Origin of the sequence: Kitasatospora sp. NPDC127060 (assembly GCF_042724935.1) — a bacterium.
Classification (GTDB): domain Bacteria; phylum Actinomycetota; class Actinomycetes; order Streptomycetales; family Streptomycetaceae; genus Kitasatospora.
Genome location: NZ_JBHXEG010000052.1, coordinates 1 through 17,816, shown reverse-complemented (window position 1 = coordinate 17,816; position 17,816 = coordinate 1). Strand labels below are relative to the sequence as shown.

Genomic DNA, 17,816 nt, shown 5'->3' with positions numbered 1-17,816 from the left:
TTCTGGGATGGCAGCAGTCGGGAGTTCTGGCGGCAGTGACGGGCGTAGGGCTGTCGACGGGTTGACGGCCCTGGTCGCCGCCCCCTCGGGTGGCGGGAGCTCCGTCGACTGGGGTCGGGTTGCGATCGAATACGATCATGGACTTCCCGACGACTACAAGGAGTTCATCGGGATCTACGGGGAGGGTGTATTCGACAACTTCCTGTCTGTGGTCCCCCCGATTCCGGATGCCTACCCGAACGACCTCAGTGCGACGGTGAAGGGGGTGACCGACGACGCGCGGTTCACCGGAGAGGAAGAAGGGTTCTCCGACCCTGACCTTCTGATCGGGTGGGGTTTGACGACGGACTCCGACCTGCTGTGCTGGTACGCCGATGGTGACGACCCCAACGACTGGACAACTGTCCTGTGGCGTCGCCACTGGTCCGGCCCGGAGGCGTGGATGCAGTTCGATTGCGGCATGGTGGATCTGCTGTGCCGGTATGTTCGCCAAGAAATTCCACTGTTCTGGATCCCGGATCTCAGGTATTCGGGGTCGCGCTTCAACCGCTCTTGCGACATCAGGAGGTACCGGGGCACCGGGACGGATCTCTGGGGCCCTGATCCACTCGCGGGGTGATTCCTCTCGGTAGCGACGGTTTGGGGCTCGTGGGTCAGGAAGCTCAGGACTCGACGGCGTCGCGCACCAAGTCGCGCCCCCGGCGTCGGGGGTGCGAAGCCGGCGTCGTCCTCCGAGCGCATCGAGTCCCGCACCCGTTGCGCGTAGCGCTCGATCAGGCGGCACGGCACGCTGACCGTCGCGGCGACGTCCGAGTCCGGGACGCCGTTCAGGGCGTCGGTCACGCCGGTGATGTTCGCCTGTTTCAGCCGGTCGAGCAGGGTGCGGCCGCGTAAGCGCTGGCAGTGGGAGGTCTTTCGGATGTTGTGGGTGGATCGGATCGTTCAGGCAGTCGGGTGGCAGCCCCTCGGGCTGGTCATTGATTGGTCCGCTGTGGAAGGCGATTTCGGTGTGGCGCTTCCTGGTGACTACAAGCTGCTCTGCGAGGCATTCGGGCCGGGACAGTTCAGCGGATACCTCGATATTCTTCATCCGGACGGCAGGGATTCACTGGTGGGATACAACTGTCGACGACGATGCTGCGCTTGCGGCCGACGATCTTCTTGCCGGCGTCGATGCCCTGGGTCTCGGCCGGCACGCTGGGAGCGGTCTTGACGCTCTGAGCGTCGATCGCGCAGGCGGTCGGCTCGGGTGCCCGACCTTCCTTCTCGCGCACCAGGCGGTGCAGGCGGACGCCGAGCTTCTCGATCGTCCCGTCTGCAGTCCAGGCACTGAAGTGGGAGAATACCGTGGTGTGCGGCGGGAAGTCGTGCGATCGCCATCAAACTGGATGAATCACGTTGTGGGCGCCAGCACATGGCACACAGGAATGGGACATCTTGCTTCTATCGGGGCATCTCTGGCAGGCAACAAAAGCCCCAAATAGCTGCATCAACGACAAGAACGTCCTCTGAGTACGGACCCGTTGCTGCGACGAGCGGGGTGTCTGTACGGGGGCGGAAGACGGCCGACTCATCCGCTCTCATGCACTGACCCGCGTCCGGCCGGCATCGGCCGCGCCCCCGACGTCGTCGCGTCCTTGCGCGACGACGTCGGGGGCGCGAAGCCGTCGTCCTCCTCCGACAGCATGGTGCTGCGCACCCGGTGGACGTAGCGCTCGATCAGGTGGCACAGCACGCTGACCGTCGCGGCGACGTCCCGCTCCGGGACGCCGTCCAGGGCGTCGGCCAGCCCGATGATGTTGGCCTGTTTCAGCTGGTCGAGCACGGCCCGCCCGCCGGCGGTGAGCGCGACCTGGCGGGCCCGCCGGTCCAGCGCGTCCGGGGTGCGCTCGACCAGCCGCTGGCTCTCCAGGCGGTCGATCTGCCGGGTGACGTGGGAGGGCTTGACCATCAGTCGGGCGGCGAGGTCGCCCACCCGGCTGGCGCCGTCCGCCTCGGCGAGTGCGCGCAGCAGGTAGACGTCCGAGCGGGCGGCGGTGATGCCGGCCCGGGCGGTGCGGCGTTCGTGCTCCTGGGAGCGGGTCAGCAGGTAGGCGAGCGAGGCCAGTACGGCCTCCAGGTCCGCGGTGGCGGTCCGGTCGTCTGCGGAATCGTCCGCGGGATCGTCTGGGGCGTCCGACATGGGGGAACTTTAGCGAGCCGGTGCCCGCCACCGCTGCGGTGCCGACCGGTGACCGGATTTCGGACAGATTCACCGTCCACCCGGTGGCCCCTTTCGCCGACACGGACCGCGAGTTAGCGTGACAGCGAGTTAGTTGCTTTTGGCACGTAAATGCTCCGGGCCCGCACGCCCGCATGCCACCGCATGCCCGCATGCCACCGCACACCCACGTGCCGCACCGCCGCCCGCCCGTACGGCCGCACACCGTACGGCACCGCGGACCGACCAGGTCCGGCACAGCCAGCTCCGAGAGGGGAGCCCCCCATGGCCACCGCCGCACAGACCCCCCGCTTCACCCACCCCGCCGCCCGCGGCGCCTGCCCGTTCGCCCCGCCGCCGGCCTACCAGCAGGCCCAGCAGGAGGAGCCGATCAGCCGCATCTCGCTGTGGGACGGTTCCCCCAGCTGGCTGCTCACCCGCTACGAGGACATCAAGGCGGTGCTCTCCGACGCCCGCTTCAGCTCGGACTCCACCCGCGCCGGCTTCCCCTTCGTCAGCGCCGGCGCCCGCCAGCTGAACAACGGCCAGCCCACCTTCATCCGGATGGACGACCCCGAGCACGCCCGCCTGCGCCGGATGCTCACCGGCGAATTCATGATCAAGAAGGTCGAGGCGCTGCGCCCCGAGATCCAGCGCATCGCCGACGAACTGCTGGACACGATGACCGAGGGCCGCACCGAGGCCGACCTGGTCGGCGAGTTCGCCCTGCCGCTGCCCTCCCTGGTCATCTGCCTGCTGCTCGGCGTCCCCTACCAGGACCACGAGTTCTTCCAGGAGTGCAGCCGCGTCCTGCTGCGCCGCGACTCCGCCGTCGAGGACGTCATCGCCGCCCAGCAACGGCTGACCGGCTACCTGGAGGAACTCGCCGAGACCAAGCGCGCCCAGCCCGACGACGGCATCCTCAGCCGCCTCGTCGAGCGCGGCGAGCTCAACACCGCGGAGATCGGCGCGATGGGCCGGCTGCTGCTGGTCGCCGGGCACGAGACCACCGCCAACATGACCGCGCTCTCCGTCCTCGCCCTGCTGCGCAACCCCGCCCAGCTCGACCACCTGCGCCGCCACCCCGAGGCCGTGGCCGGCGCCGTCGAGGAACTGCTGCGCTACCTGACGATCGTGCACTCCGGCCTCACCAGGGTCGCCACCGAGGACGTCGAACTGGGCGGGGTCCGGATCCGGGCCGGCGAGGGCGTCGTCTGCATGGTCAGCACCGCCAACCGGGACACCGCGGAGTTCCCCGGCGGCGACGACCTCGACCTGACCCGCGACGCCCGCCGCCACCTGGCCTTCGGCTTCGGTGTCCACCAGTGCCTGGGCCAGCCCCTGGCCCGGCTGGAACTCCAGATCGCCCTCGCCACCGTGCTGCGCCGGCTGCCCGAACTGCGCCTGGCGGTGCCGTTCGAGGAGGTCCGCTTCCGCGGCGAGATGCTCATCTACGGCGTCCACGAGCTGCCCGTCGCCTGGTGAGCCCGGGCCCTGTCCGGCCGGACGGCACCCAGGCCCCCGCGTCCGACCAGGCCCCCGCGCCCGACCACACCCCCCCGCCCCCCGTAACCGCCCCGAAGGGAACCCCCATGTTCGTCCGGATCGACCAGGAGAAGTGCTGCGGCGCGGGAAGCTGCGTGCTCGCCGCCCCCGAGGTCTTCGACCAGCGCGACGAGGACGGCATCGTCGTCCTGCTCGACGCCCGCCCGCCGGCCGGCCTCCACCAGGCCGTCCAGGACGCCGCCGGAGTCTGCCCGGCCGCGGCGATCACCCTGGAACAGGTGTGACCGCTGCGCGCGAGGTCGCCGTCGTCGGGGCCGGCGCCGCCGGACTGCACGCCGCCGAGGCGCTGCGCCGGGCCGGCTACGAGGGCCGCCTGACCCTGGTCGGGGCCGAGCATGAGCTCCCGTACGACCGGCCGCCGCTGTCCAAGCAACTGCTCGACGGACAGTGGCAGCCCGAGCGGCTGGCCCTGCGCACCCCCGGCGCGCTGGAGGAGCTGCGGCTCGACCTGCGCCTGGGGGTGGCCGCCGAACGCCTGGACCGCGCGAGCCGCACCGTGCACCTGTCCGACGGGAGCCGGGTGCGCTGCGAGGCCGTCGTCGTGGCCACCGGCGTGCGCCCGCGCCGGCTGCCCGGCTCCGGTGGGACCGGGCCCGGCGGCGAGGCCCCGCTGCCCGGCGCCCACGTGCTGCGCACCCTCGCCGACGCCCTCGCCCTGCGCGAGGAACTGCGGTCGGGCGTAAGGCTGTTGGTGGTCGGCGGCGGGCTGCTCGGTGCCGAGGCGGCGGCCACCGCCGTCGGCCTCGGGGCCGAGGTGACCTGGCTGGTCTCCGCCGCCGTCCCGATGGCCGCCGTGCTGGGCGCCGAGACGGCCGCGCTGCTGACCGGGCTGCACCGCGAGCACGGGGTGCGGATCCGGCGGGGCGCGGCCGCCGAGGTGCTCCGGCGGCATGGCCGGGCGGCCGGCGTGCGGCTGGCCGACGGCTCCGAACTGGCCGCCGACGCCGTGCTGATGGCGATCGGCTCCGAGCCGGCCACCGAGTGGCTGGCCGGCAGCGGGGTGGCGCTGGAGGCGGACGGCGGGGTGTCCTGCGACGCCCACTGCGCGGCCGGCCCCGGCGTCTGGGCGGCGGGCGACGCCGCCGCCTGGCCCGACCCGCGCACCGGCCGGCGCCGGCGCCTCGAACAGCGCACCAACGCCGCCGAACAGGCCCTGCACGCCGCCCGCGACCTGCTGGCCGGCCCGGACGGCACCCGCCGCGCCTACACCCCGGTCCCGTACCTGTGGACCGACCAGTACGGCCTGCGGGTGCAGGCCTTCGGCAGCCCCGGCGCCGCCGACGGCTTCGAGGTGGTCGACGGCAGCCTCGCCGAGCACCGCTTCGCCGCCGCCTGCGTGCGCGGGGGCCGGGTCGCCGGCGCGGTGGGCATCGCCGCCGCCCGGGCCCTGCGCACCCTGCGCGCCCAGGTCGAGGCCGGCGCCCCCTGGCCGCCCGTCACCCACCGGGAGGCCGCGCCGGTCAGCTGAGCGGTACGCCCTCCCCGGGCGGGAGGGCGTACTGGGCCAGCCCCTCGCCCAGCGACCAGTCGGCGGGGGAGTTCTCGGTCAGGGTGACGAACACGTTGCGCGGCTCGGTACCCGCGTAGGCGTTGGCGAGCTCGGCGATCCTGCGGTAGAGGGCCCGCTTCTGCGCGTCCGTGCGCCCGGCGCGCAGCGTGACGGCCACGTAGACGATGCCCTCGTCGCGCCGCACCCCGAGGTAACCGCCGTAGCGCAGCGTGCCGTTGGCGCCGTCGTGGTCGGTGAGCACCTGGAAGTGGTCGTCCGGCGGGATCCCGAGCACCTCCACCAGCGCCCGGTGCACGGCGCGCCCCAGGGCGTCGAGCCGTCGCGGACCGGTTCCCAGTGTGTCGATGCGGACGAACGGCATGCCGACTCCCTCTCCGTGGACCGTCTGTACGTACCAGTAGGTACAGTCTCGGGTGGCCCCAGGGCAAGAGCCGACCCGGCGGTGCGGTGCGCAAATCGCTACATTGAGGACATTTGGCAGCTGTGTCAGGCACCGTGCGTCCATGCAAAGAAGGCAGACCGCCTTCGGAAAGGGTCCCCATGCGCCCCGCCCTCAGCCCCGCCGTCCTCGCCGAACTGCGCCGGCCCCGGCCCTACCCGGCGGTGTCCATCCTGATGCCCACCCACCGCCGCGAACCGGACAACGCCCAGGACCCGGTCCGGCTGCGCAACCTGCTGGCCGAGGCGAAGGAGCGGATCCAGGCCGACCCCGAGGTCTCCCGGGCCGGCCGGATCGACGTCATCGGACAGCTCGACCGGGCCCTCGCCGAGGTCGACCTGGTGCACGCCGAGGACGGCCTCGCCATCCTGGCAGCCCCCGGCGAGCACCGGGTCTGGTCGTTCGCCCGCACCGCCCCCGCCCGGGTGGTCCTGTCCGACACCTTCCTCACCCGCAACCTGGTCTCCGCCCAGGCCGCCGAACGCCCGTACTGGGTGCTGGCCGTCGCCGCCGACCGGGCCGTGCTGTGGGGCGGCGACCAGGAGCGGGTCGGCGAGGAGAGGATCCACGGCTTCCCGTTGGCGCGCACCTTCTTCGACAACCCCGACCCGGAACGCCGCGAGCGCATCGGCGACACCCCCAGCACCTTCCGCGACGAGGAGACCAAGACCTTCCTGCGCCAGGCCGACACCGCGATCGGCAAGGTGCTGGCCGCCGACCCCCGCCCGCTGTACGTGGTCGGCGACGCGCCCGCGCTCGCCCTGCTGGACGCCGCCGGGCCGATCGCCAAGGAGGCCACCGCCCAGATCCCGCACGGCGGCCTGGCCCAGGCCGACGTCGAGACCGTCCGCAAGGTGGTCGAACCCGCCGTGCGCGCCCACGCCGAGCGCGAGGTCGGCGACACCCTCGCCCGGCTCGACAAGGCCCGCGGCCGCCAGGAGTTCGCCGCCGGCCTCGACGAGGTCTGGCGCGCCGCCGCCGAGGGCCGCATCGCCCTGCTGGCGGTCGAGGAGAACTTCCGCACCACCGTCCGCGACGACGGCGACCACCTCGTCCCCGCCGAGGCCGACGAGCCCGGCGCCCGCGATGACGTCGTCGACGAGGTCATCGAACGCGCCCTCGACACCGGCGCCCAGGTCACCTTCGTCCCCGACGGCACCCTCACCGACACCCGCCGCATCGCCGCCGACCTGCGCTTCTGACCAGTCCCGTGCCGCGCCCGGACCCCTCACCGCCCGGGCGCGGCGGTGACGACCGAACCGGCGGCGACGATCGCCCCGCTGCCGATCCGCACCCCCGGCAGCACCGTCGCCCCGAGTCGACAGGGTGTCAGAACCGATGCGGACGGCGATCCACCGGAACCCGCCGCCGCCCGCCGGTGCGCGGAAAACGGGTTGGGCCCGGAGGGCGCGGGCTGCTACGGTCGGCCCAGCCGTGAGAGAAACGCGAGGAGGTGAGACCCATGAAGGCTGGAACCGGGTGGGTGCTCCCCCTTGTCGTCACGGTGGGCGATTGACGTTGGTGTCGCCCGGGAGCGCCCCAGACGAGGCACTTCCGAAAGGCAACACCATGAACTCTCCCCGCACCGCCCCGAACACCCCCGCCGTGACGCGGGTCTCGGACACCGAATGGCACGCCGTCCAGGACGGCCGGGTGGCCGGCCGCGCCGACGCCTCGCGCCGGCCCGACGGACGGCTGTTCGTCAGCATCGACGCCTGGCACGACGCCGTCTTCGACCGCCTCGCCGCCGCGCTGCCGGCCGACCTGCCGCAACCCCTGCACACCTTGGTCGACGAGACCGACCAGGACGCGCTGTCCGCCTGGCGGCGGGCCGGCTTCACGCCGGTGCGCCGCGAGTGGGGCTACCTGGTGCCCACCGACCCGCGGGCCACCGGGCTCGGCCCGGTAGGGCCCCCGGCAGGCGTGACGATCGTGCCCGCCGGCCGGGCCGAGGAGGGCCCGCTGCGCGCCCTGGAGCGCGTCATCCACGACGAGGTCACGGCCGGCGCCGGCTGGCAGGCGGTGCCCGCCCAGGTGCTGCCCCGCCCGGCCGGGACCATCGTGGTCGACCCCGCCGGGTACGCGGTGGCGCGCCAGGGCGAGCGCTACGTCGGGCTGATCCGGGTGACCCCGCCGCGCCGCCCGCGGATCGGGCTGATCGCCGTGCGCGCCGAACTGCAGCGCCGGGGCATCGCCCGGGCGCTGCTGGCCCACGCGCTGGACGCGCTGCACCGCGACGGCACCGCCACCGCCTGGGCGGAGGTGACGGAGTCCGACCGGGCCGCCACCGCCCTGTTCGAGGGCATCGGCGCCCGCCGCGCCGGCAGCACCCTGGAGCTCGTCCGCCGCTGACCCCCGCCCCGCGGCCGCCCCGGCCGTACCGACCGCACGGCCCGTACCGACCGTACCGAACGCACCGCCCGTACCGACCGCATCGAACGCACTGACAACGAAGAAGAGGTGAGGACCATGACCAAGACGACGAACGGCATCGAAGTCGAAGGCACCGTCATCGAGTGCCTGCGCAACGCCAACTTCAAGGTGGAACTCCAGAACGGGCACGTCGTGCTCGCCCACATCAGCGGGAAGGTCCGCAAGAACCACATCAAGATCCTCCCGCACGACCGGGTGCTCGTGGAGCTCAGCCCCTACGACCTCACCCGCGGCCGGATCCGCTACCGCTACCGCAACTAGTACCGGTGGCGAGGGTGGCCCGGCACGCTCCCCCGTGGCGTGCCGGGCCACCAGCGGTTCTGCCGGGCCGACCGGCCCGGGCACACCGCAGTGTCACCTCGTGGAGGATGCCAGGGCGCGCGGCGGCCGTGTTGTCACTGCGTCGCCACTTCCTTGGCAACGCGTCTACGCGCCGTCCGTGCCGCCCCCGGCCAGTGCCCGCTGTCGGTGTTCGCGGGGTGAGAGCCCGTAGGCGGCGCGGAAGGCGCGGCTGAAGTCGTCGGCGCGGGGCAGGCCCCAGCGGGCGGCGACGGCGTGCACCGGGGTGGTGCGGTGGGCGGGGTCCGCGAGGTCGCGGCGGGCCCGGTCCAGGCGTTCGGCGCGGATCCAGGCGGCGAGGGTGCGGCCCTGGGACTGCCGGGTGAAGACCCGGTGCAGGTGGCTGACCGAGACGTGGTGGGCGGCGGCGATCACCGCCGGGGTGAGTTCGGGGTCGTGGAGGTTGCGGCGCGCGAAGGCCCGCACCTGCCCGGCCAGCGCCCGGTGCCGGGCGTCGTCCGACAGCTCGCCGACGGCGTCCAGCTCCCCGGCCACCCAGGCCGCCACCAGGTCGACGGCGACGCTGCCCAGCCGGGCCGTCTCCGCCGGGCCCAGGACGGCGGCCTGCCGGTCCAGCCCGACCAGGAACTGCGCCAGCAGCGCCGCCGACCCCTCCCGCACCGAGAACCCCCGGCCCAAAAGGTCACGCAGCCGCTGCGGGGGCAGCGGCAGCAGCGACACCGGGAAGTCGATGCCCACCGCCTCGGTCCGCTGCTCCCCGCGGCCGGCGGCGGGCACCCCCAGGGCCCGCACCTCGTACGGGTGGGAGCTGTCCGCCAGGTAGAGGTCACCCCGCCCGAAGGTGCGCTCCCCGGTGCCGCGGCTGAGCGAGAGCCCGCCCGCGAGCGGCATCGTCAGGTGGTACGCCTCCGGGTCGGTGCGCCGCACCATCGCGGCGCTGCGCCGGAACCGGGTCGGCGGGAACGAGGATCTCAGGAGGGTCACCGGCCCCAGCTCCAGGCGCCGCATCTCCGCCCGGAAGTCATCGGCGTGGACGCTGGTCATCTCGCTGGCCCGGGTGCGCCCGATCAGCTCCCGCCAGCAGTCGAACCGCTCCCGCGCGGGCACACCCTCACCCCGGAACACGCTCTCCGCTCCCGCGGCCACCTCGCCGCCTCCCTTCCCGCTGCCACCCGGCCCGGCCGCTGCCGGACCGTCGACCGTAGCCGATCCCGGTCCGGATACCCGCCCGGGCCCCTCGCCAGGGCCCCGCTAGCGGGCGAGCAGGGCGCAGACGAAGTCCTCCTCGACGGCCCGCAGGTGTTGCAGCAGGTCGGGGTTGCCCGACTGGTTCACCTGCTCGGTGACGGAGAGGGTCAGACTGCGCCGCCCGTCCGGGGTGCCGACGCCGAGCTGGGTGTAGCCGGCGGTGTTGCCGGTGTGCCCGTACACCGTGCCGCAGCGGGTGCCGTACTCGAAGATCGCCAGCCCGGCGCGGTTGGTGCCCGGGCCGGCCGGCTCGGAGGCGCCCGGGACGAAGGCCCGCTGCTGCTCGCGGGTCGCCTCGCCGATCAGCGGGCCGCCCGCGTAACCGGCCGCGAAGGCGCTGAAGTCGGCGGGGGTGGAGACCAGGCCCCCCGAGGCCCAGGCGCCGGAGGCGCCGAACTCGGTGCTGACGTCCCGGGGCGCGGCGGGCGGCTGGACGGCGTAGCCGTGCAGGTAGGGCCTGGGCAGCCGGTAGCCGGCGGGCAGGCTGGTGTGGTCGAGCCCGAGCGGCCGGTAGACCTGGGAGGCCAGCAGGTCCTCGTAGCGCTGCCCGGTGGCGGCCTCGGCCATCAGGGCGACGGCGATGTTGTCGGAGTTGGAGTACTGGTAGCGGGTGCCGGGGGCGAACTCCAGGGGCCGGTCGGCGACGAAGTCCAGCAGGCGCCGGGAGTCGAAGACGTGGTGGGGGTCGGTGCGCAGCAGGTCGCCGAAGTCCGGGGCGGCGCTGTAGTCCGGCAGGCCGCTGGTGTGCTGGAGCAGCTGGCGCAGGGTCACCGCGCCCCAGGCGGCGGGCAGCGAGGGCAGCCGGGCGGCGATGGTGTCGTCCAGCCCGAGCAGCCCGCAGTCCACCAGCCGCAGCGCGACCGCGCCGCTGAACGCCTTGGCGGCGCTGGCCAGCCGCATGTGGTCGTCGGCCCGCGGCGGTCGGTCGGTGCCGAGCTGCGCCACCCCGGCCCGCAGCACCCGCACCCGCCCGTCCTCGCGCAGGACCGCGATGGCCCCGGGCGGGCCGTCGGGGCGGTCGACCAGTGCCTGCAGCCGGGCCCGCAGCGCCCGGTCGTTGTCCTCCCGGCCGCCGTTCCCGGCCGCGGCGCTGCCGGCGGGAGCCAGTGCCAGCGCGGCGGTGAGCAGGGCGGTGGCCGCCGCCCGTCGGGGTCGGCGGGTCGGCGGGCGGGGGTGGGAGCGCAGCGGCATGACGGGGCCTCCGAAGGGGCGGCTCGGCGGGTCGGTGGTGGGGTGACGCGGGGCGGCGGTCGACGGCCGCCACCCCGGCGGCAAGGGATCACCGGCCGGCGGCCCCGGGAAACGGCCGCGCGCCCGCCGTGACCCGCCTGGTCGAGCGGCGCCGACGCGGCGCCGACGCGTGCCGACGCGGTGCCGGGCCCGCGGGCTCAGGCCTGGAACGGCCCATCGTCGACGAAGGTGCGCAGCAGCCGGGCGAAGACCTCGGCGTCGGCGGCCGGCCAGGAGGCGAGGGAGTCCTCGATGCGGGCGGCCAGGCGGTCCCGGGTGGCCCGGACGGCGTCGTGCCCGGGGTCGGTGAGGACGAGCAGGGTGGCGCGCCGGTCGGCGGGGTCGGCTTCGCGGCGCAGCAGGCCCGCCTCCTCCAGGCGGTCGGCGCGGCGGGTCACGGTGGTGCGGTCCAGTCCGATCTCGCGGCCGAGGTCGGCGGCGCTGCACGGGCCGGTGCGGGCCAGGCCGCTGAGGACGGGGTAGGTGAGTTCGTCGAGGGCCTGCCCCAGGCCGTCGGTCAGCTGGGCGTGCAGGCCGGTGCGGGTGCTGCGGCGCAGCAGCAGTCCGAGGGCCTCGGCGATCTGGTGTCCGGTCGGATTCGTCACCCCCTCAGATTAGCGTGCGCCGGACACGCTTTTCCTGTAGCGTGATTTGCGTGCTTGAGGCACGAATTTGAGGTCCGTGCTCACCCTTCCGGAGGAACCCCGTGCGCCACACCGACATCACCACCGCCCTGACCGACCTGCTCCTCACCCCGGGCCTGGACCTGCACGAGGCCGTCGACCGCCACTTCGCCCCCGACTACCGCCAGCGCACCGACGGCCGCTGGGACGACCGCGGGCAGTTCCTGGCCCACATCGCCCACCTGCGCACGGTCGTGGCCGACGGCTCCGTCGAGGTCCACGAGGAACTCTGCGACGGCGCGCGCTACGCCGACCGCCACACCATGACCGTCACCAAGACCGACGGCTCCACCGTCCGCATGGAGGTCTACCTCTTCGCCGAGTTCGCCCCCGACGGCCGCTTCCGCCGGATCGAGGAGACCACCCTGCTGCTGGAGGGCGGCGAGCACGACCGGGATCTCGGCAGCGCCCGCTGAGAGCCGACCGCCGGCCGCTGAGCGGCCCGGCCCGGCGGGGGCTCACCGGCCCCCGCCGGCCCCACCTGCCGGCCGCTCGCGTCCAGCCCCCGCCTACAGCCGCTCGTCCGGACCCGCCTACGGCCGTTCGCCCGCGCCCTCCGTACCGATGCGCGGCATGGACGGCTCCCGGAGGGCTCCTTGCGCGGCGGTGGGCCGAACCGGCGCGGTGCTCCCTGTGCGCCGCCCCCGGCCGTCCGGACCGGCAAGCAGTCGCCCCGACGGCGGTCCGCCCGCCCCGCCCCCGCCGCCGTCCCCGTTCGCTCCCGCCGCCGTCCGCTCCCGCCGTCGGTTCGGGGTTCGCCGGGTCAGGGCCGCCCGCCGCCGGGCCCGGGTGCGCTCACCGGCGCCGCCGCGCCCACCAGCACCACCAGCTCGTGCCCCCCGGGGTTGGCCTGGACCGGCACGGTACGCCAGTTGTTGGCCAGCCAGACGTTGCCCGAAGGATCGATCCGGACACCGGTGTTGCGCTCCAGCCCGTCGAACGTGTACCCGGTGTCCGGCGGCGAGATCGGCTCGCCGGTGCGCGTCCCGGGCGGGCAGGCGGCCGGGTTGACGCCGCACAGCCGGGCGACGCGGTGGCCGCCGAAGTTGGCCACCCACACGGTGTCGTCCCCGTCCACGGCCACGCCCCAGGGCAGGAACAGGCCGCCGTTGGTGAACGGCGCGGGCGCCGGGGTCCCGTCCGCCCCGATCATGGTCACCGAGGTCCCCGGCCGCGGGCCGTCCTCACCGGCCAGCGCGTCCGCGAGGTCCCCGGCCGTGCTGTCGCCGCAGGGCACCGGCAGGATCCCGCTGTTGCTCACCCAGGCGTTGCCCCGGCTGTCGGTGGCCACGGCCAGCGGCCGGCGCAGGCCGGCCCCGGTCACGGTCCGCTCCAGCGTCCCGTCGGGGCCCACCACCTGGACGCTGTCACTGCCGTTGCCACTCACCCACAGCCGCCCGGCCGGGTCCACGGCCGCGCCGAAGGGCTTGTGCAGCCCCGGCGTGGCGATCTCCCGGGCCGAGGCCGCGTCGCCGTCCGGGATCCGGGCCACGCTGTCCGAGCCGCAGTTGGCCACCCACACCGTGCCGGAACGGTCGGCCGCCATGCCCTGCGGCTGGACGATCCCGGCCCCGCGCCAGCCCTGCGGCGGGGACAACACGGCGCCGTCCGCGGCGAACCGGGAGACGCTGCGCTCCAGCGGAGCCGGATCGATCGGGCAACCACGGCCCTGGAAACCGAAGTTGGCGACCCAGGCGGTGCCCTTCGCGTCGACGGTGATGCCGAAGCCCGCGCCGTACAGGCCGCCGCCCCGGTAGGGGGCGCCGGGGGCGTCCCGCCCGGCGGGGGTGAACTTCAGCACCGTGTCGGCGCCGCACACCGGGACGGCCGGGTCCGGGCCGTAGCGGTAGTTGTTGCTGACCCAGGCGTTGCCGTCCGCGTCGAAGGCGATGTTGCCGGGACCGTCCAGCTCATGGCCGTTGCCCTGGTAGCGCAGCGCCACCGTCCAGGCGTCCGGGGCCGTGGACAGCGCGGGCCGGTAGCGGACCGCGGTGCCGGCCAGCGCGAACAGCTCGGCGGCGTGGTGGCCCGGGTCGTGGGCGATGTCCACCGCGGCCAGCAGGGTGTCGCGCGGTCGCTCACGGCCCGGGCGGCGGGCCAGGTCCAGCAGCCGGTCGCAGGAGTCGCCGCTGACGCAGGACGCCAGCAGATTGGCCAGGGTGTTGAACTCGGCCATGGTGGACGTGAGTTCGCCGTTGGGCGGCGCAGCGAGCAGCGCAGCGACGCCGCCGGTGCCGGTGTCGGCCAGGTTGTGCGCCACTGCCGCGGCGTTCTGCAGCCCGGGGGAGGAACCGGCCACCCCGTCCGGGCCGGTGAACCGGGCCAGGGCGTAGGCCGTGGCCACCGTGGTCCGCTCGTTGACGACCAGCTCGGGCGGGGCGGCGGCGCCGCCGAGCACCGCGGCCAGCGTCACGGGCCCGCCCCGGCCGGGCCCGTCCGCCCTCTCCTCGGAGGGCCCCGGCAGGTCGGCCAGGACGTACAGCACCGCCCGCGCGTCCCGCGACCGACGGAACTCCAGGCCGAACCGCCCGTCCTCGCCGCTACGGGCCCGGGCCAGCACCCGCGGCCGCCCGCCCTCGCCCTCCCCGGCCTGGTACAGCGTCACCTGCGCCCCGCCGAGCGGGGTGTCGCCGCTGCGCACCACGCCGCACTGGTCGGCCGGCTCCCACCCGGCGTCCGGCGCGGCGTACGAGGGCGGCCCGGCGGCGATCCGGGCCAGCAGGGCGGCGGTCAGCAGGACGCCGTGGCGTCGGCGCATGGGGGCTCCGTTCGGTCACAGGGGGCGCTGGGGGAGGGGCGCGCCCGCTGGGGCCGCCGCCCTCCTGAGTGCCACATCACCGGGCCGCCCGCACGCGACCGGCCGCCGGAGGCGGTGGAAATTGCCCGGTACGGCCGAGTCCCGCCCCCGCCCCGCCGGGCGCGCCGCTGGGCGAGCGCTGCCGCCCCGCCGCCGTTCACCGCCGTTCGCCGCTGTCCACGCCGCCGTTCACCGCCGACTCGCCGCGCGGTACCGGCCAGTTGGCTAGACTGCCCCGGCCCGATGTGATCAAGAAAGGACAGGGATGATCATGGGGGGAACCTGGATGACCGCGACCGAACCCGACCCCGCGGAGCCGGCGTCGCCGCAGATACGCCAGGACATCCCGCACAGCGCCCGGATGTACGACTACTTCCTCGGCGGCAAGGACAACTTCGCCGTCGACCGCGAAGCCGCCGAGCGCGTCCTGACCGTCTTCCCCACCATGCGCACCGCCGTACGCGCCAACCGCACTTTCATGCACCGCGCCACCCGCGCCCTGGCCCGCCGCGGCCTGGACCAGTGGCTGGACATCGGCACCGGCATCCCCACCTCGCCCAACCTCCACGAGGTCGCCCAGGCCGTCGAGCCGCGCGCCCGGGTGGTCTACGCCGACAACGACCCCGTCGTGCTGGCCCACTCCCGCGCCCTGATGACCAGCACCCCGCAGGGCCGCACCGCCTACGTCCACGGCGACGTCCACGACCCCGCGTCGATCCTGGCCACCCCCCAGGTCGCGCAGACCCTCGACCTGACCCGGCCGGTGGTCCTGTCGATGGTCGCCCTGCTGCACTTCGTCCCGGACCTCGACGACGCCCACGCCATCGTCAAGCACCTCCTGGACCCCCTGCCGGCCGGCTCCGCCCTGGTCCTCTCCCACGCCACCGCCGAACTCGACCCGCTCGGCGCGCCCAAGGTCCAGGAGATCTACAACCAGGCCGGCACCTCCCTGCGGCTGCGCCCCGAGGCCGAGTTCGCCACCTTCTTCGAGGGCCTGGAGCTGCTGGAGCCGGGCATCGTCCCCGCCCACCGCTGGCACCCCGACGGCACCGACGGCACCGCCGAACTGCTGCCGGCCGACGTCACCGACGCCCAGGTCTCCTTCTACGCCGGCGTCGCCCTCAAGCCCTGACCCGGCTTTGCCGGCGCGTGTGAGGGGCCACGATTCCTGGCGGTTTCTAGCGGGCCCCTCGCACGCGCTTCGGGCTCAGCCCTCGACGGTCGAGACGTGCACCCCGTACACCGGCCCGGCCGGGAGCTCGGCGAGGAGCCGCTCCTGGGTGGCCGTCAGCCTCCGCACCAGCAGGACGGCGAAGACGGCGGCGGCCAGCTCCAGCAGGTCGGCGGCGCCCAGCCACAGGGCGGCCTCCCGGTAGGTGTCCGCGTAGGTGGCGTCCTGGTAGAACTGATCGCCCAGCCCGCCGACCAGGTGGGACCCCAGGAAGGTGCCCCACCAGAGGTTGAGCAGCGCCTGGGGCAGCGGCTCGCGCACCCCGAGCCCGTCGGGGCGGGCGCCGGCCTGCCAGACGTCGCCGGCGACCTGCCGGGGGAGCCAGAAGTTGGCGACCGGGATGAACCAGCCGACGATCGCCCACACCCGCGCGTAGCGGTGCCCGTGCGGGGCGAGGAACTCGGCGTTCACCCGTACCCGGTGGAACCAGGAGAGGAAGGCCATCGCCGAGAACACCAGCACCGCCCACTGGAGGACGCGGGCGGTGCCGATGAACCACTGTGCGTCGGCGAACGCCTCGCCGCTCACGGCGCTGCCGGTCATGAGGTCGTCGGACGCCACGAACATCAGGGCGTCGGCGTAGAGGGAGAACAGCGCTGCGGCACCGGCGGCGGCGAGCAGGACGGTCGCGGCGGTGGCGTCCGTGCGGGGGGAGCGGTACGGGGCGGGCGTGGACATCGGTGAGCGGGCTCCAGGGGCGGACGGGCCGGAATCGACGGAGCGTCACCCTAGGGTCCGCACGTTCGTTCGTACAGTCTTTTTCGTCAACGGCCCGGCCGCCGCCGGGATCCCGTCCGGGTGACGCGGGGGCGGTTCCGGCACCGGGCCCGGCCCCGGTCCGGTCTCCTGGAGCGGCTGACGGAACCCGCCGTCGCCGCACCGGGCGCCCCGCCCCGGAGGAGGAGTCCCGTGCCCTCGCCCTGTGACCCCCAGTACGCCCCCGCCGGCGACGTGAGCGCGGCGCTCATGGTGATCGACTCCCGGCTCAAGGCCCTCTACGACGGCCGGACCGAGACCGACCCGGAACACCGCAAGATGGTCGACCACCTCGCCGCGTCCATGGGCCCGGACGACTTCAGCGCCCTGCTGGAGGGCGCCTGCACCCTCATCTACCTGTACATGAACTGGCTGCGGACGGCCTGCGAGGACCACGGCAAGGACGTCATCGAGTACGTGGTGCCGACCCTGGTGGCCACCATGCGCATGATGCCCAGGACCTTCCGCCCCGAGGTCATCCCCACCATGGCGGGCCTGCTGGTCGCCGCCGGCAGCGGCCTGAGCCCCAACCTGTGGCGCGCGCAGTACGGGCCGTGGACGGACGCCGAGATGAACCCCCTGGAGGCCACCGCCACCCTGCTCGCCGAGTACGTCAACCGGATCTGCGGCGACGACCAGGAGTTCGCCACCCGCCTGATCACCGACGCCCTTTCCCGGGCCGACGAGGACGAGGACTGACCGGGGGGAGGGCTGACCGGGGACTGACGGGGACTGACCGGGGCTGACCGGCGGAGAGGGCTGACGGGGGATCACACGGACTGACCAGCCCTTCTCCAGGGCCTTCGCCCTCCACCCAAAAATATACCTTGGCGAAGGTATATGGCTGGAAAGCCACGGTGAAAGCAGTTGAGGGCAAGAGTGATGTCAGCTGCTCACTAAAATACCTTCCCAAAGGTATGTGGATCTCCTAGCATCGCTGCGATGCATGCCCCCTTCGGTCCGTGTCACTTGTCGGAGGACTCGTCGTGAAGCCTGAGAGCGCAGCCGTCCGTGCCCAGGGGCGCCCGGTGTCCCGGTTGTCCGGGGAGTGGGTGCCGGTGTTGTCGGAGGTGGTGGCGGTGCCGGTGGCGGCGCTGTTGCCGGGGGACTCCCCGCGGGAGGGGGGAGAGGATCCGGAGCATGTGCGCACGCTGGCGGAGGTCGGTCCGGCGCTGCCGCCGATCATCGTCCACCGGCCGAGCATGCGGGTGATCGACGGGATGCACCGGCTGCGCGCGGCGGCGGCCGACGGCGCGCTCGTCATTCCGGTGCGCTACTTCGACGGGCCGCGCCGGGACGCCTTCGTCCTGGCGGTGCAGAGCAACACCCGTCACGGCCTGCCGCTGTCACGGGCGGAGCGGCTGTCCGCGGCCGGGCGGATCCTCACCACCCACCCCCAGTGGTCGGACCGGATGGTCGCCGC

At 74.2% G+C, this 17,816-nt stretch carries 18 protein-coding genes and 1 pseudogene; 11 read left to right on the top strand and 8 right to left on the bottom strand.

What is annotated here, in order from left to right; translation table 11 throughout:
• The first annotated feature begins 7 nt into the window (after nt 1–7).
• Nucleotides 8–619: a hypothetical protein gene (locus ACFWIS_RS25775; protein WP_380457799.1), complete on the top strand. Its 612-nt coding sequence runs from the start codon at nt 8–10 to the stop codon at nt 617–619.
• A 502-nt stretch (nt 620–1,121) separates the two neighbouring features.
• Here ACFWIS_RS25775 and ACFWIS_RS25770 read toward each other — a convergent pair.
• Together ACFWIS_RS25770 and ACFWIS_RS25765 are read right to left on the bottom strand one after the other, a co-directional pair.
• Nucleotides 1,122–1,379 (bottom strand): annotated as a pseudogene (locus ACFWIS_RS25770) (IS5/IS1182 family transposase); the annotation flags it as partial.
• Between the two features lie 191 nt (nt 1,380–1,570).
• Nucleotides 1,571–2,182 carry a MarR family winged helix-turn-helix transcriptional regulator gene (locus tag ACFWIS_RS25765; RefSeq protein WP_380457801.1) on the bottom strand — a complete coding sequence of 204 codons (612 nt, stop codon included), beginning with the start codon at nt 2,180–2,182 and terminating at the stop codon, nt 1,571–1,573.
• Nucleotides 2,183–2,485: 303 nt separating this feature from the next.
• Between ACFWIS_RS25765 and ACFWIS_RS25760 the strand changes: the two genes are divergently transcribed.
• The 3 genes from ACFWIS_RS25760 to ACFWIS_RS25750 all read left to right on the top strand — a co-directional run bounded on the left by ACFWIS_RS25760 (nt 2,486) and on the right by ACFWIS_RS25750 (nt 5,234).
• Nucleotides 2,486–3,685 carry a cytochrome P450 gene (locus tag ACFWIS_RS25760; protein WP_380457803.1) on the top strand — a complete coding sequence of 400 codons (1,200 nt, stop codon included), beginning with the start codon at nt 2,486–2,488 and terminating at the stop codon, nt 3,683–3,685.
• A gap of 107 nt (nt 3,686–3,792) precedes the next feature.
• A complete protein-coding gene (locus ACFWIS_RS25755) occupies nt 3,793–3,990 on the top strand; it encodes a ferredoxin (RefSeq protein ID WP_380457805.1) in 198 nt (65 codons plus the stop codon).
• On the top strand, nt 3,987–5,234 hold the full coding sequence (locus ACFWIS_RS25750) for an NAD(P)/FAD-dependent oxidoreductase (protein ID WP_380457807.1): 1,248 nt from the start codon (nt 3,987–3,989) through the stop codon (nt 5,232–5,234). The genes ACFWIS_RS25755 and ACFWIS_RS25750 overlap by 4 nt, the downstream gene beginning before the upstream one ends.
• On the opposite strand, the gene ACFWIS_RS25745 is transcribed toward ACFWIS_RS25750, so the two are convergent.
• The gene (locus ACFWIS_RS25745; RefSeq protein ID WP_380457809.1) at nt 5,227–5,637 is read right to left on the bottom strand and encodes a tautomerase family protein; all 411 of its coding nucleotides are present in this window, start codon (nt 5,635–5,637) and stop codon (nt 5,227–5,229) included. The genes ACFWIS_RS25750 and ACFWIS_RS25745 overlap by 8 nt on opposite strands.
• Nucleotides 5,638–5,816: 179 nt before the next feature.
• Between ACFWIS_RS25745 and ACFWIS_RS25740 the strand changes: the two genes are divergently transcribed.
• From ACFWIS_RS25740 to infA, 3 genes are all read left to right on the top strand, one after another.
• Complete coding sequence (locus ACFWIS_RS25740) at nt 5,817–6,917, top strand: chemotaxis protein (RefSeq protein WP_380457811.1); 1,101 nt, start codon at nt 5,817–5,819, stop codon at nt 6,915–6,917.
• Between the two features lie 367 nt (nt 6,918–7,284).
• A complete protein-coding gene (locus ACFWIS_RS25735; RefSeq protein WP_380457813.1) occupies nt 7,285–8,067 on the top strand; it encodes a GNAT family N-acetyltransferase in 783 nt (260 codons plus the stop codon).
• Between the two features lie 117 nt (nt 8,068–8,184).
• Nucleotides 8,185–8,409 carry a translation initiation factor IF-1 gene (infA, locus tag ACFWIS_RS25730; RefSeq protein WP_188306513.1) on the top strand — a complete coding sequence of 75 codons (225 nt, stop codon included), beginning with the start codon at nt 8,185–8,187 and terminating at the stop codon, nt 8,407–8,409.
• Nucleotides 8,410–8,574: 165 nt separating this feature from the next.
• Here infA and ACFWIS_RS25725 read toward each other — a convergent pair whose 3' ends face one another.
• The 3 genes from ACFWIS_RS25725 to ACFWIS_RS25715 all read right to left on the bottom strand — a co-directional run bounded on the left by ACFWIS_RS25725 (nt 8,575) and on the right by ACFWIS_RS25715 (nt 11,531).
• Complete coding sequence (locus ACFWIS_RS25725) at nt 8,575–9,594, bottom strand: AraC family transcriptional regulator (RefSeq protein ID WP_380457815.1); 1,020 nt, start codon at nt 9,592–9,594, stop codon at nt 8,575–8,577.
• Nucleotides 9,595–9,699: 105 nt separating this feature from the next.
• Entirely contained in the window at nt 9,700–10,887 is a 1,188-nt protein-coding gene (locus ACFWIS_RS25720) for a serine hydrolase domain-containing protein (RefSeq protein WP_380457817.1), read from the bottom strand.
• A 197-nt stretch (nt 10,888–11,084) separates the two neighbouring features.
• Nucleotides 11,085–11,531, bottom strand: a complete 447-nt coding sequence (locus tag ACFWIS_RS25715; RefSeq protein WP_380457819.1) for a MarR family winged helix-turn-helix transcriptional regulator — start codon at nt 11,529–11,531, stop codon at nt 11,085–11,087.
• A gap of 101 nt (nt 11,532–11,632) precedes the next feature.
• Between ACFWIS_RS25715 and ACFWIS_RS25710 the strand changes: the two genes are divergently transcribed.
• On the top strand, nt 11,633–12,025 hold the full coding sequence (locus ACFWIS_RS25710) for a nuclear transport factor 2 family protein (protein WP_380457821.1): 393 nt from the start codon (nt 11,633–11,635) through the stop codon (nt 12,023–12,025).
• A 347-nt stretch (nt 12,026–12,372) separates the two neighbouring features.
• Here ACFWIS_RS25710 and ACFWIS_RS25705 read toward each other — a convergent pair whose 3' ends face one another.
• Entirely contained in the window at nt 12,373–14,367 is a 1,995-nt protein-coding gene (locus ACFWIS_RS25705; protein ID WP_380457823.1) for an NHL repeat-containing protein, read from the bottom strand.
• A gap of 325 nt (nt 14,368–14,692) precedes the next feature.
• On the opposite strand from ACFWIS_RS25705, the gene ACFWIS_RS25700 reads away from it, so the two are divergent.
• Complete coding sequence (locus ACFWIS_RS25700) at nt 14,693–15,538, top strand: SAM-dependent methyltransferase (RefSeq protein WP_380524001.1); 846 nt, start codon at nt 14,693–14,695, stop codon at nt 15,536–15,538.
• 75 nt (nt 15,539–15,613) lie between these two features.
• Here ACFWIS_RS25700 and ACFWIS_RS25695 read toward each other — a convergent pair whose 3' ends face one another.
• On the bottom strand, nt 15,614–16,315 hold the full coding sequence (locus tag ACFWIS_RS25695; RefSeq protein WP_380457827.1) for a DUF4328 domain-containing protein: 702 nt from the start codon (nt 16,313–16,315) through the stop codon (nt 15,614–15,616).
• A gap of 231 nt (nt 16,316–16,546) precedes the next feature.
• On the opposite strand from ACFWIS_RS25695, the gene ACFWIS_RS25690 reads away from it, so the two are divergent.
• Together ACFWIS_RS25690 and ACFWIS_RS25685 are read left to right on the top strand one after the other, a co-directional pair.
• Nucleotides 16,547–17,092: a hypothetical protein gene (locus tag ACFWIS_RS25690; RefSeq protein ID WP_380457829.1), complete on the top strand. Its 546-nt coding sequence runs from the start codon at nt 16,547–16,549 to the stop codon at nt 17,090–17,092.
• Nucleotides 17,093–17,379: 287 nt separating this feature from the next.
• Nucleotides 17,380–17,816 (top strand): ParB/RepB/Spo0J family partition protein (locus ACFWIS_RS25685; protein WP_380457830.1); only part of this gene is annotated, 437 nt, incomplete at its 3' end.

Bases quoted from the DNA above. Each gene is read 5' to 3' on its own strand.
- ACFWIS_RS25775 (WP_380457799.1), top strand. From the start codon at position 8: ATGGCAGCAGTCGGGAGTTCTGGCGGCAGTGACGGGCGTAGGGCTGTC.
- ACFWIS_RS25765 (WP_380457801.1), bottom strand. From the start codon at position 2,182: ATGTCGGACGCCCCAGACGATCCCGCGGACGATTCCGCAGACGACCGG.
- ACFWIS_RS25760 (WP_380457803.1), top strand. From the start codon at position 2,486: ATGGCCACCGCCGCACAGACCCCCCGCTTCACCCACCCCGCCGCCCGC.
- ACFWIS_RS25755 (WP_380457805.1), top strand. From the start codon at position 3,793: ATGTTCGTCCGGATCGACCAGGAGAAGTGCTGCGGCGCGGGAAGCTGC.
- ACFWIS_RS25745 (WP_380457809.1), bottom strand. From the start codon at position 5,637: ATGCCGTTCGTCCGCATCGACACACTGGGAACCGGTCCGCGACGGCTC.
- ACFWIS_RS25740 (WP_380457811.1), top strand. From the start codon at position 5,817: ATGCGCCCCGCCCTCAGCCCCGCCGTCCTCGCCGAACTGCGCCGGCCC.
- ACFWIS_RS25735 (WP_380457813.1), top strand. From the start codon at position 7,285: ATGAACTCTCCCCGCACCGCCCCGAACACCCCCGCCGTGACGCGGGTC.
- infA (WP_188306513.1), top strand. From the start codon at position 8,185: ATGACCAAGACGACGAACGGCATCGAAGTCGAAGGCACCGTCATCGAG.
- ACFWIS_RS25720 (WP_380457817.1), bottom strand. From the start codon at position 10,887: ATGCCGCTGCGCTCCCACCCCCGCCCGCCGACCCGCCGACCCCGACGG.
- ACFWIS_RS25705 (WP_380457823.1), bottom strand. From the start codon at position 14,367: ATGCGCCGACGCCACGGCGTCCTGCTGACCGCCGCCCTGCTGGCCCGG.
- ACFWIS_RS25700 (WP_380524001.1), top strand. From the start codon at position 14,693: ATGACCGCGACCGAACCCGACCCCGCGGAGCCGGCGTCGCCGCAGATA.
- ACFWIS_RS25695 (WP_380457827.1), bottom strand. From the start codon at position 16,315: ATGTCCACGCCCGCCCCGTACCGCTCCCCCCGCACGGACGCCACCGCC.